This is a genomic window from Niveispirillum fermenti (assembly GCF_048066175.1).
Lineage (GTDB): Bacteria > Pseudomonadota > Alphaproteobacteria > Azospirillales > Azospirillaceae > Niveispirillum > Niveispirillum fermenti.
The window spans coordinates 35267-47269 of the sequence record NZ_JBLTXA010000004.1 but is presented as its reverse complement, the minus strand read 5'-3'; the positions used below and the strand labels follow the sequence as shown (position 1 = coordinate 47269).

General features: G+C 64.6%; 9 protein-coding genes. 4 read left to right on the top strand and 5 right to left on the bottom strand.

What is annotated here, in order from left to right:
* Nucleotides 1-16: 16 nt before the first annotated feature.
* From ACM9LZ_RS05340 to ACM9LZ_RS05325, 4 genes are all read right to left on the bottom strand, one after another.
* Nucleotides 17-271 carry a hypothetical protein gene (locus ACM9LZ_RS05340; RefSeq protein WP_416618313.1) on the bottom strand — a complete coding sequence of 85 codons (255 nt, stop codon included), beginning with the start codon at nucleotides 269-271 and terminating at the stop codon, nucleotides 17-19.
* Between the two features lie 67 nt (nucleotides 272-338).
* A complete protein-coding gene (locus ACM9LZ_RS05335) occupies nucleotides 339-938 on the bottom strand; it encodes an EF-hand domain-containing protein (protein WP_416618312.1) in 600 nt (199 codons plus the stop codon).
* 450 nt (nucleotides 939-1388) lie between these two features.
* Nucleotides 1389-3080 carry a methyl-accepting chemotaxis protein gene (locus tag ACM9LZ_RS05330; RefSeq protein ID WP_416618311.1) on the bottom strand — a complete coding sequence of 564 codons (1692 nt, stop codon included), beginning with the start codon at nucleotides 3078-3080 and terminating at the stop codon, nucleotides 1389-1391.
* Nucleotides 3081-3878: 798 nt separating this feature from the next.
* Nucleotides 3879-5738 carry a ribonucleoside-diphosphate reductase subunit alpha gene (locus tag ACM9LZ_RS05325; protein WP_416618310.1) on the bottom strand — a complete coding sequence of 620 codons (1860 nt, stop codon included), beginning with the start codon at nucleotides 5736-5738 and terminating at the stop codon, nucleotides 3879-3881.
* 413 nt (nucleotides 5739-6151) lie between these two features.
* Between ACM9LZ_RS05325 and ACM9LZ_RS05320 the strand changes: the two genes are divergently transcribed.
* Nucleotides 6152-7222: a serine hydrolase domain-containing protein gene (locus tag ACM9LZ_RS05320; protein WP_416618309.1), complete on the top strand. Its 1071-nt coding sequence runs from the start codon at nucleotides 6152-6154 to the stop codon at nucleotides 7220-7222.
* Nucleotides 7223-7367: 145 nt separating this feature from the next.
* The gene (locus ACM9LZ_RS05315) at nucleotides 7368-8729 is read left to right on the top strand and encodes a CRTAC1 family protein (protein WP_416618308.1); all 1362 of its coding nucleotides are present in this window, start codon (nucleotides 7368-7370) and stop codon (nucleotides 8727-8729) included.
* On the opposite strand, the gene ACM9LZ_RS05310 is transcribed toward ACM9LZ_RS05315, so the two are convergent.
* Complete coding sequence (locus ACM9LZ_RS05310; RefSeq protein WP_416618307.1) at nucleotides 8707-9534, bottom strand: hypothetical protein; 828 nt, start codon at nucleotides 9532-9534, stop codon at nucleotides 8707-8709. The two genes, ACM9LZ_RS05315 and ACM9LZ_RS05310, sit on opposite strands and share 23 nt — an antisense overlap.
* A 171-nt stretch (nucleotides 9535-9705) precedes the next feature.
* Here ACM9LZ_RS05310 and dgcA point away from each other — a divergent pair, with 171 nt between their 5' ends.
* A complete protein-coding gene (gene dgcA / locus ACM9LZ_RS05305; RefSeq protein ID WP_416618306.1) occupies nucleotides 9706-10713 on the top strand; it encodes an N-acetyl-D-Glu racemase DgcA in 1008 nt (335 codons plus the stop codon).
* A 131-nt stretch (nucleotides 10714-10844) separates the two neighbouring features.
* Nucleotides 10845-11975 carry a pentapeptide repeat-containing protein gene (locus ACM9LZ_RS05300; RefSeq protein WP_416618305.1) on the top strand — a complete coding sequence of 377 codons (1131 nt, stop codon included), beginning with the start codon at nucleotides 10845-10847 and terminating at the stop codon, nucleotides 11973-11975.
* The last annotated feature ends 28 nt before the right edge of the window (nucleotides 11976-12003 follow it).

Sequence of the window (12003 nt, the reverse complement as noted above, 5' to 3'; positions counted from 1 at the left end):
TTGGAGTCCCGGTATATTACCAGACGATGGAGACAGCCGGCCGGTAAGGCGCCTGTTCAAACATGCCATTGACCAGCCCTTGCAACTGTATCCGCGCGCCTTCCGGTTCCAGGGACGGCACATCGGCCTTGGACAGGGCGGTGACGTGGAAACCGCTGCCCCGCAGCCGCTTCAGGGTAATGCGCGCATCCTCCGCCCGGGACGGATGGATGGCGGCAACCGTGGCCACCCCCTGCGGGGGACGAACGATGAACAGGCCGAATTCGGTCATGGCAGCTCCCTATACCAATGGATAGGGGCCCCCAAGCAAGGCGGGTGCCAGCGTGAGGGGACTACCTCTATTGGACAGCCCAGGCCCGCATCGGACCTTCCGCATGTTCCATGAATTCCGCCAGGGTGATGGCACCGTCATCGTTCCTGTCCATCATGGACAGGCGCCGCGCGGCTTCGGCCCGCAATTCCTCCCGCGTCACGCGGAAATCGGCATTGGTGTCGGCCGCCATGACGGGATCGATCCCCATACGATATTGCGGCCGGCCTTTGCCTTCGCGCGTCAGGCTGGCCGCTTCGTCCGGGGTCATGTCGATCCGGCCGGGGCGCAGGCGGCGCCCCGTGTCGGCCGGCAAGGCATGGAACGGGGTCGAAACGCGATAGCTGGTCAGTTCCGCCGAGGTGATCTGGCCATCCCCGTTCAGATCATAAAGCGGGAAGACACGGTCGGCCTCCGCCTGTATCTCGGCCAGGGACAGCTTGCCGTCCCCGTCCTTGTCGGTGCGAGCGAACCATTCGCGCATGGCCTGACGATAGGGGGCGGGATCGGCACCTGGCGGACCCAGTGGTTCCCCCAGCGGGCTGACGGGCACATAGCGGATGCCGGGCAATGGCCGGTCCGGCTTGCCCCCACCACCACCGCCGCAGGCCGAAAGGGTAAGGGCCATACCCAGAAATACCAAGCCGGCCATCGGCCACCGCACTGTCCGCATACCCTGTCCTCCCTGTGCCTGACACCGACTTGCGATGCGTAGAACTCATCGCAAGCTGGTCCGCCGGCGACTGCCGGCGCGCCGATCGTGCGGCGTCGCCAAGCCAACGAATGTTGGCGCCGGCGATTGCGGGCGATGATCAGAACCAATTGGTTCTGATCATCGCAAAATAGTATGACACCTTGATCCTGCTTAGCGGGGCCGGCCGGAAGGCGCCAGCCAAAACGGCAAAGGGGTGGCAAGGGTCCATCCCCCTGCCACCCCCTTTGCTCTAAGCAGATTTTCCGAACGCCGCCCACAGATGGGCGGGCTCGGAAAATCTGCAAACCATGGAGTCGGCAGGTTCCTCCGGGCCGGGCCATGTGTGGCCCGATCTGGAGGAACCTGCTTAGACGCCCCCGGCAATCAGGCTGCGCGCACCCCTTCGATGAAGCGCGCGACGCCGTCGCGCAGTTCGACCGACTTGTGCGCCAGTTCCCCGGCGGAGGACAGGACCTGGCTGGCCGCGGCCGCCGTGGTGCCGGCCGCCTCGCGCACACCGTTGATGGTGCCGGAAACCTCCTGCGTGCCACGCGCCGCTTCGGTTGCATTGCGCCCGATCTCGGCCGTGGCTGCCGCCTGCTGCTCGGCGGCGCTGGCCACGCTGGCCGCCACGCCGTTCAGCTTCTCCACGACGGCCGCGACATGGCCGATCTTGGCCGACGCAGCCTTGATGGACGCCCGCATGGCCTCCACCTCCGACCGGATGTCCTCGGTGGCGCGGGCCGTCTGGTTGGCGAGCTGCTTCACCTCGCTGGCTACGACGGCAAAGCCCTTGCCGGCCTCCCCGGCGCGGGCCGCCTCGATGGTGGCGTTCAGGGCCAGCAGGTTGGTCTGGCCTGCCACATCCTGGATCATGGCGATGACCCCGCCGATGCGCTCACCCGCCGTTTCCAGCAATTCCACTTCCGACCGGCTGCTGGCCGCCTCGCGCGCCGCATCGTCGGCGATGGCGCGGGCCTGATGCATCTGCCGCGTCACCTCCTGCACCGTGGCCGACAGTTCCTCCGTTGCCGATGCCATGGTCTGGACATTGGCCGTGGCCTGTTCAGAGGCCGCCGCCACGGCGCCGGACTGCTTCTCCGTCTCCTCCGCCGTGCTGGACATGGTGTTGGCCGTGGCTTCCAGTTCCGTCGTGGCCGATGCGATGACATCCACCACTTCCGCCATCTTGCCCTCGAACTCCTCCACCAGGCGCTGCACTTCCGCGGCGCGGGCCAGACGCTGCTGCTGTTCCTGCTCCTGCTCCTTCAACAGCTTCTGCCGCTGGACGGCGTTGTCCTGAAAGACCAGCATGGCATCCGCGATGTCGCCGATTTCATCACCACGGCCACGGCCGACGATCTCCAGCCCCAGTTCGCCATTGGCCAGACGCCGCAGGCACTGCACGGCCGCGGTCAGCGGCTTCACCACGCCGAAATTGGAGATGAACCACGCGCCGGCAGCACCGATCAGGATGCCCAGCGCCGCCACGATCAGCAGCGACCAGCCCACGACATTGCCCGTCCGCGTCGCATCGGCGGCGATGCGGTCCGACTTTTCGGTCGTGTATTCGACCAGTGACGTCATCTCCTGACGCAACCGGTCCGCGACGCCGCGGCTCTTGACCACTTCGTTATAGATGGTCTGCTGGGCCTGGGTCAGCGTCACGTCCCCCGCCGCCTTGGCCACATCGATGGTGCCGTTCAGTTCCCTCTCATAGGTGGCATAGGTCTGACGCACCCGCTCCAGAAGGCGGGCCTGCTGATCATCGACCAGGCCATCCAACTGGCTGAAATTGCGCATGGCGCCCTGGATGACCTCATCCAGATCGGCTTCGATCTGTGCCGCTTCGGCCGGATTGGCGGCGATGGCATATTCCGCCCGGTTCATCATCACCACGAAGCGGTTGAGCTGCGCGCTCAACAGCATGGCCCGTGCCGCCTGATTGGACTGGGTTGCCATCTCCTCCATACGGTTGGTGCCGTTGAGGCCGACGATCGCAATGATCACCGAAACCGCGCTGAGAAAACCGACGACCGCAAATATCTTGGCCGATATCCTGTACTTCGAAAGCATAGACCCCCTCCACCCCTCTAGAACTTTAGCATCAGTCCCATAGGACTTTGGGTAAGGAGGCTGCCCCACACACAAGTCTTCAGCAAGAAAGATTCTTGTTAATTTGGCATTAAAGCAAGCTATTTTATTTGATTTTCCGATATGGACATGGTTTATATTTATTAACGCACAATTAATACATAATATAAATAAAATCCAAATTGGAAATATTTCATATGAGCTTATTTATATTTCGAAATATTTACAGAATTACAAATACAATATTAGTTTAAAAATTATTTCCTGAGTATTAATTCAAATATATTTTCATAATTCTGGACCTTGCCAAGAAATTTTGACAGCCCACCATAGAATAGTATGACAGGCACCCCACCAGAACCATTATCCGGAATAGACAGAGAAAATTTCCAAAAGGAAACGAAAAGTCGTTTTCTGCATCCTTATATGGGGATTTTCCGGCAGACATCTCTCAAAGCGGGGCCTGCGCTTCATGTTCGCTCTTGGCGTACTAACGGCCAAAATCCAGGAACTTGGAACATGGACCGCTGCTATATTCTGCTGTTTTCTTGAAAATAAAGACGAATTTAACGAACTAGAATGCCTTTGGTGTGCGTCAAGAGCACCGAATGCGGAAAAATCAGGCCGATCCTTGCCGCAGATGCCGCGAATCCGAAAAATCGTTGCGTGCCGAAAAACCGAACGCCCGGCTCTCCCCGGCACCGGCAACCCGCCCACTCCTTGACAATAAAAAGGGGGCCACGGCTTTCGCCACGGCCCCCGATCTTCCCGAACCTGCCCTTACTGGCAGGCCAGGCATTCCTCGTACTTGTTGGTCTCCGTCACCTGGGTGACAGGCTTCGCCTTGCCGATCTCCTTGGTGGCGTTGCTCTCTGCGCGCTGCACCGACATGGAGCGCAGATAGTACAGGCTCTTCACACCCTTCTTCCAGGCCATCATGTGGATCTGGTGCAGGTCACGCTTATGCACGTCGGCCGGCAGGAAGACGTTGAGCGACTGGCTCTGGCAGACAAACGGTGTGCGGTCGGCGGCATGCTCGATCAGCCAGCGCTGGTCCAGTTCGAACGCCGTCTTGAACACGTCCTTCTCATCCTGGGTCAGGAAGTCCAGGTGCTGCACCGACCCGCTGTTCAGCGTGATCTCCGACCAGGTATCCTCGTCGTTGCGGCCCTTCTCCTCCAGCAGCTTGACCAGGTACGGGTTGCGCACCGAATGGCTGCCCGACAAGGTCTTGTGCGTATAGGCGTTGGCGGCCATCGGCTCGATCCCCGGCGAGGCGCCGCCGGTGATGATGGAGATGCTGGCCGTCGGCGCGATGGCGATCTTGTTGGAAAAGCGTTCCATGATCCCGTATTCGGCGGCGTCGGGGCAGGGCCCGCGCTCCTGCGCCAGCTTGACCGACGCGGCGTCAGCCTGGCGCTTGATCAGGGCGAACATGCGCTTGTTCCAGACCTTGGCCATCACACCTTCGATCGGGATCATCTGGCTTTGCAGGAAGCTGTGGAAGCCCATGACGCCCAGCCCCACCGACCGCTCGCGCATGGCCGAATATTTGGCGCGCTCCATGTCGTTGGGGGCCTTCTGGATGAAGTCCGTCATGACATTGTCCAGGAACCGCATCGTGTCTTCGATGAAGGTCGGATGGTCCTGCCATTCCAGGAAGTTTTCCAGGTTCAGCGATGACAGGCAGCAGACGGCGGTACGCTGCCTGCCCCAAGGGTCCATGCCGGTGGGCAGCGTGATCTCGCTGCACAGGTTCGACATCTTCACCGTCAGGCCGGCCAGCTTGTGATGTTCCGGGATGGCCCGGTTCACATGGTCGATGAACAGCATATAGGGTTCGCCCGTCTCCATGCGGGCGGTCAGGATGCGGATCCACAGGTCGCGCGCCTTCACGCGGCGCAGGACCTTGCCATCCTTCGGGCTGGTCAGCGCCCATTCCTCATCGGCTTCCACGGCGCGCATGAAGGCGTCGGGAATCGCGATGCCATGATGCAGGTTCAGCGCCTTGCGGTTCGGGTCGCCGCCGGTGGGGCGGCGCATCTCGATGAATTCCTCGATCTCGGGGTGCGAGACGGGCAGGTAGCAGGCGGCAGAGCCACGGCGCAGGCTGCCCTGGGAGATGGCCAGCGTCAGTGAGTCCATGACGCGGATGAAGGGAATGACGCCGCTGGTCTTGCCGCTGTCCTTCACCTGCTCGCCGATGGAGCGCAGGTTGCCCCAGTAGGACCCGATGCCGCCACCCTTGGCAGCCAGCCAGACATTCTCGTTCCACAGGCCGACAATGCCTTCCAGGCTGTCGCTGGCCTCGTTCAGGAAGCAGGAGATGGGCAGGCCGCGGGCCGTGCCGCCATTGGACAGGACGGGCGTGGCGGGCATGAACCACAGGCGGGAGATATAGTCGTACAGGCGCTGGGCGTGCGCCTGATCGTCGGCATAATAGCTGGCGACGCGGGCAAACAGGTCCTGATAGGTCTCACCGGGCATCAGGTAGCGGTCGTCCAGGGTCGCCTTGCCGAACGGTGTCAGCAATTCGTTGCGCGTGTGATCCACCGTGACCGCCGGATGCTTGCGCATCTGGATCTGCCCGAAGACATCGGCGCCCTGCGGCCCCCACTCGTTCACTTCGCCGTCGCGCATGACTTATCCCCGCTTTCCCCAGTGCCCGGCTGTGGATAACTGCCCACAGAACACTACATGTTGTTGGGTGAGGTCGGGATCGTACCAAATCCCGTGCCACTCACAAGGCAGAAATTTCCCGCCTGTCCATCATGAATAGGCTTGACGTCAGGCCTTCCAAGGGGTCCGGCCTATGCAGCCGGGCCATGCAAGACGGGGCGCTTGACGAAGGCCGGCGGGATGAGTAGCCGCCCCATCGCCACATAATCGCTTGATTTCTGCCGATGATGAACCGATTGCGGGCGCGCGGCAACAAAGACGCCGCCGGGGTTTTGGCTCCGAAGGCAGGATGTCACGCGGCATCTGCGGGGCCGGGCCCCGCTCCCTGTCGCCTTGCCCGATCATCCTCCCGATACCCCGTGACGGAGCGTGACATGCCGGACGATCCCGCCATCATCCACAGACGCCATCTGCTGCAAGACGGGGCGGCCTGCATCCTGGGTCTGGGCCTGGGGATGGGGATGGTCGCCACGGCCCGGCCGGCCCGCGCCAGCGGCCGCGCGCCGGCCCTGGCCGGCATCCTGGAGGCGGCGGGCCGGCTGGAGCCGCTGGAGACGGTCATCGTGGCGCGCAACGGCGCAGTTCTGGCCGAACGCGGCTATAATGGCCATTCCCCCGCCGCGCCCACCAATATCAAGTCCGCATCCAAGACCGTCATCACGGCCCTGGTCGGCATGGCCATCGACCGGGGCGCGCTGGCAGGCGTCGACCAGCCGATCGCCGGCATCCTGCGCGACCAGATACCCGATAAGGCCGATCCCCGTATCGAACAGGTGACCATCGGTCATCTTCTGTCCATGCAGGCCGGGCTGGGTCCGACATCGGGCCCCAATTACGGACGCTGGGTGGGTAGCCGCAACTGGGTGCGCGCCGCGCTGGACCAGCCCTTCGCCGACGATCCGGGCGGACGCATGCTGTATTCCACAGGCTCCAGCCACCTGCTGTCGGCCATCCTGACCCGTGTCACGGGCCGGTCCACGCGGGAGAATGCGCGACGCTGGTTCGCCGATGTCGACGGTTTCGCCATCGGCGGCTGGCAGCGCGACCCGCAGGGCATCTATATGGGCGGCAACGAGATGGCGATGAGCCCGCGTTCCCTGCTGGCCTTCGGCGAGATTTATCGCACCGGCGGGCGGACGGCGGACGGGCGGCGCGTCCTGTCGCGGGACTGGATCATACGCTCCTGGCAGCCGCGGACCCGCTCGGCCTATACAGGCGACGGGTACGGCTATGGCTGGTTTCTGCGCCGCATGGGCGGGGAGGACATGGCCTATGCCTGGGGCTATGGCGGGCAGATGCTGTATATCGTGCCGCGGCTGGGGCTGAGCGTGGTGATGACGTCGGACAACAGCCCGCGCCCCACCACCATCGCCGATCGCGACAACCTGCATACCCTGATGGGCCGTATCATCGCGGCCTTTCAACAGGCGGGGGAGGATTCCTGACCGGGGGGCATGACAGATACCCCCCGTCGATACCCCCAATGACCAGGGCGGGTGCGGGGCTGCCCCCCTTGCCCGCCCTGCCGGTCCGGGATATTGAGGATGATCCGTTCCGGTGCCGGGACGATGATATTTGCGTGGGGGGCGGATGTTCATCGAATGCTCCAACCTGATCGCCGGCAACCAGCCCGCCCTGCATTACGGCGTGGCCGTGGCCGATATCGACGGCGACGGTCAGGACGAGATCATCGTGGCGGGGTATGGCGGCCCCAACCGCGTCCTGAAATGGGACGGGCAGCGGATGGTCGATATCGCCGACCCGCTGATCGCCGATGACGGGCGCCGGGCCATCGGGCTTGCCTGCGGCGATGTGGACGGGGACGGGCGCGAGGAACTCTACATCCTGAACGGCGACGGGTTTTCCGGACCCAAACAGGTGATGGACAGGCTGCTGGCCTGTTTCGGCAGCCGGTGGGTCGATCTGTTCGCACTGTCGGAGAACATGGCCGCCGCCAACCGTTTCGCAGGCCGCAGCGTCGCGGTCATCGACCGGGCGGGCAGCGGCCGGTACAGCATCGCCGTCGCCAACCATGGCGGCCCCATGCGACTCTACGAAATGGGCGCACGCGGTCGCATCGTGGATGTGGCGGAGGAAGTGGGGCTGGACGCCATCGCGGGCGGGCGCTCCCTGCTGGCAGCCCCCATCCTGGGCGACCGGCCCGACATCTTCATGGGCAATGATGCCGGGCCCAACCTGCTGTTCCGCAACCGCGGCGACGGCACGTTCGAGGAAATGGCCGCCGCCCTTGGCCTGGATGATCCGGCCCGGCCGGCGCGCGGCGCCGCCCTGATGCAGGGGGAGATGCTGTTCGACATCATGCTGGGCAATTGGGAAGGGCCGCACCGGCTGTTCCAGCACCGGGCCGGCGGCGGCTTCACCGACATCGCCCCCCCGGCCCTGGCCCAGCCATCCCGCGCCCGCACCGTCATCGTCGCCGATTTCGACAATGACGGGTATGAGGAAATCTTCATCAACAATCTGGGGGAGCCGAACCGGCTGTTCGGCTGGCGCGACGAACGCTGGGTGTCCATCGACGCCGGCGACGCCACCCTTCCCCACGGGCTGGGCACGGGGGCGGCGGTGGCCGATCTGGACGGCGACGGGCAGTTGGAACTGCTGGTCGCCCATGGGGAACAGGCGCCCCAGCCGCTGTCGCTGTTCATCGCCGAACCGCGTGCCAACCATTGGCTGCGCGTCAGGCCGCTGACCCCGGCCGGCGCCCCGGCCCGCGGGGCCGTCATCCGGCTATGGGCGGGCGGGCGCATGCAGATGCGGGCCATCTGCGCCGGATCAGGCTATCTGTGCCAGATGGAACCCGTGGCCCATTTCGGCCTGGGCCGCCTGGAGGTGGTGGAGCGCATCGAAATCCGCTGGCCGGACGGCGCGGTTCAGCGCATCGACCGGCCTGAGCCCTGCCGGATGCTGGTCATTCCTCATCCCGGACGATGATACGGGGCTGATAGGGACCGATGGCGACGCCATAGATTCGGGCCCAGAGCAGGGCCGTCGTCGCCGTGACCAGCGGATGGGTGATCGACAGCAGGATATTGGCCAGGAAGACCACCAGCAGGCTGCCATCCTTGATGCCCCATATCAGCAGCAGGGCCGCCGGCGCCTGGATGGGCAGGTTGACCAGCACAAGCGCCAGCAGCGGCGGCAGGCCGAACAGATGCCCCGTCGCCTTCCAACTGGCCCCCATCACGAACCGTCCATCCTGCACGACGGAGCCCATGGCCGGCCCCAGCCGCGCCACGGGCAACAGCGTCAGGAAAATGATCACCAGATAGGTCACCAGTTGGAACCAGCCGGGCAGGATGGTCGCCAGGGTCGCAGGATCGGGCGGCGCCTCGCCGCTGCCCAGCCCGTGGCCCGTGACACCGGCCAGCAGGGTCATGAAGACCGATGCCGGCAGGATCGACACCAGCCCCGACAGCAGCAGCATGGACAAGAGCAGCCCGCCCGTGCGCCACATGCGCCGTTCAAATGGCATGTCCCAGAACTGCACATTGTCTTCCCCGAACAGCAGGAAACGGGACCAGCGGACCGTCCACACGCCCAGGCCCCAGATCATGCCCAGCACGGACAGGAACAGCAGCAGGCTGCCCCCGCCTTCCCCGGACCGGGTCATCTGCGCCACGCCCAGCACCGCCAGCACCAGGGCGGGCGCCCCCGCGAAGCGCAGAACGCGCCGCGGGTCCGACAGCAACAGCAGATAGATCGCCAGTGATTCGCGCCAGGCGTCCTTGAAATTCATTGTGCGTCCAGGTCCCGTGACAACAGGTGGCTTCGGGTGCCAACGGTCTACCACATGGGGTTTCGTGGCGCGACCGCAATGGTGTGTCGGGCGATCAGGGCGCAACCCCTTCCGATCACCCCGGCTTCCCGCTATAAAATCAAATACTTGCAGTCCTGTTCGGAGATGCCGATGTCCTCCTCCCGCCCTCCCGCCCTGGCCCTGACGGTCCGGCAGGAGCGTTTCCCCATCCGCGGCACCTTCCGGATCGCACGCGGCGCCAAGACGGAAGCCGTCGTGCTGGTGGCAGAGCTGCGCGACGCGGACGGGCGTATCGGACGGGGGGAATGCGTGCCCTATGCCCGATACGGGGAAAGCGTGGAGGGGGTGGCCGCGGCGATGCAGGGGCTAACGGCCCCGTTCGCGGCCGGCGGGATGGACCGCCGCCGCCTGTTGTCCGCTCTGCCGCCGGGTGCTGCACGCAATGCCCTGGATTGCGCCCTGTGGGATCTGGAGGCCAGGCGCACGGGCCGGCCGGTCTGGGAACTGGCGGGGCTGGCCGCACCGGAACCCCTGGTCACGGCCTTCACCCTGTCCATCGACGCGCCCGCCGCCATGGCGACAGCGGCCCGCACCGCGGCACGCCCGCTGTTGAAGCTGAAGCTTGCCGGCGATGGCGGCGACCTGGAGCGGGTGGCCGCGGTGCGGCAGGCATCCCCCGAAAGCCGGCTGATCGTCGATGCCAACGAGGGCTGGACCCCGCAGGACCTGTCCAGCCTGCCCGCCGCCTTCGCCCGGCTGGGGGTGGAGATGATCGAACAGCCGCTGCCGGCCGGCGCCGATAGCGCGCTGGAAGGGTTCCGGAGCCCCGTCCCCATCGGCGCCGATGAAAGTGTCCACGGGCTGGCAGGGCTGGAGGCGCTGGCCGGCCGCTATACCGTGGTGAATGTGAAACTGGACAAGGCCGGCGGCCTGACGGAGGCGCTGGCCGTCAAGGCGCGGGCCCAGGCGCTGGGGCTGGGGGTCATGGTCGGCTGCATGGTGGCCACCTCCCTGTCGATGGCCCCAGCCCTGCTGCTGGCACAGGGCGCCGACTATGTCGACCTTGACGGTCCCCTGCTGCTGGACCGGGATCGGGAACCGGGCCTGCGCTATGACGGTGCCACACTCTACCCGGCCGATACATCCATCTGGGGTTGAACAGTCCGGTGCGGTGATAGGTCACCGGCCTATACCGTTGGTGAAGGACTGAAAGCATATGTTGGCGGCTTACCCGCAGGCCCATGTATGGCATACTTGCGTTCCAAGGCCCGAAAGACACCGATCGCCCGATGAATAAGCCGCAAAGTGCCCACACGCTGCCATCCCATGACATGCAGGTCATGCTGGCCCAGCACACGCTTTTCGCCCGCGGTCATGCCGGCAAGCGGCTGGAGATGCGTCTGCAGAACCTGTCGGGTCTGAAGCTGCATAATTTCGACCTGTCGCAATGCCTGCTGCTGGCCTGCAATCTTTCCTATACAGACCTGGAAGGATGCAGTTTCCAGGCGTCGAACCTGTCCAACAGCCTGTTCATCGGCGCCAACCTGAAACATTGCGACTTTACGCGCGCCGACCTGCGCGGCACCCGCTTCTACAAGTCCGACCTGCAGCAGGCCAAGATGACCGGGTCGGACATGCGCGTCGGCTCCATCACGCTGAACAGCGGCGGGGTGGCAAAGCAGCGGGAATTCACCACCGACCTGTCCTTCTGCAACATGGAGGAGGCGACGCTGCAGGATGCCGTGCTGCACAATGTGCGGCTGCGCGGCGTCAATATGCGCAATGCCGACCTGTCGGGCGCCGATCTGTCCGGGGCAGACATGCAGGGCGTCGTCCTGCTGGGCGCCCATATGGACCGGGCCAAATTCACAGGCGCCAATATCAAGAACGCCGTGTTCACGGTGAATGACGAGACGCGGCGCCTGTTCGCCGGCAATCCCGCCTTCGAGGAACATCTGGCCAACCTGAAGGAGACGGATCGTATCGTCACCGCGCATGAGGAATGGGTCAATTCCGCCGGCCGGTCGGGCGCGCGGGCCGATTTCGCGGGTCTGGCCCTGCGTGGCGTGGATCTGCGCGGACGTGAATTGTCGGCCGTGTCCTTCCGCGGCGCCGACCTGACCGGGGCCAAGCTGGCCCACGCCCGTCTGGCCGCGGCCGATTTCAACAGCGCCACGCTGGCCTATGCCGAACTGTCCAATGCCGACCTGCGCGGGGCCGGGCTGGAAAACGCCCGCATGCTGCATACCATCGTCGACGGTGCCGATTTCGGCGACCTGGAACTGCGCGGCGGCGGCCGGCTGGCCGTGCGCTTCGCCGGCGCATCCGTGGAATGGACCAATTTCGCCGAATGCGCCATCACGCCCGAACAGTTGAAGGGCGCCGTCCTGCGCGAATGCCGCATGCCTGAAGAGACATGAAGCAAAAGCTGCACCAGAATTAACTTAT

Coding starts and splice junctions, on each gene's coding strand:
- ACM9LZ_RS05340 (WP_416618313.1), bottom strand. CDS start 271: ATGACCGAATTCGGCCTGTTCATCGTTCGTCCCCCGCAGGGGGTGGCC.
- ACM9LZ_RS05335 (WP_416618312.1), bottom strand. CDS start 938: ATGGCCCTTACCCTTTCGGCCTGCGGCGGTGGTGGTGGGGGCAAGCCG.
- ACM9LZ_RS05330 (WP_416618311.1), bottom strand. CDS start 3,080: ATGCTTTCGAAGTACAGGATATCGGCCAAGATATTTGCGGTCGTCGGT.
- ACM9LZ_RS05325 (WP_416618310.1), bottom strand. CDS start 5,738: ATGCGCGACGGCGAAGTGAACGAGTGGGGGCCGCAGGGCGCCGATGTC.
- ACM9LZ_RS05320 (WP_416618309.1), top strand. CDS start 6,152: ATGCCGGACGATCCCGCCATCATCCACAGACGCCATCTGCTGCAAGAC.
- ACM9LZ_RS05315 (WP_416618308.1), top strand. CDS start 7,368: ATGTTCATCGAATGCTCCAACCTGATCGCCGGCAACCAGCCCGCCCTG.
- ACM9LZ_RS05310 (WP_416618307.1), bottom strand. CDS start 9,534: ATGAATTTCAAGGACGCCTGGCGCGAATCACTGGCGATCTATCTGCTG.
- dgcA (WP_416618306.1), top strand. CDS start 9,706: ATGTCCTCCTCCCGCCCTCCCGCCCTGGCCCTGACGGTCCGGCAGGAG.
- ACM9LZ_RS05300 (WP_416618305.1), top strand. CDS start 10,845: ATGAATAAGCCGCAAAGTGCCCACACGCTGCCATCCCATGACATGCAG.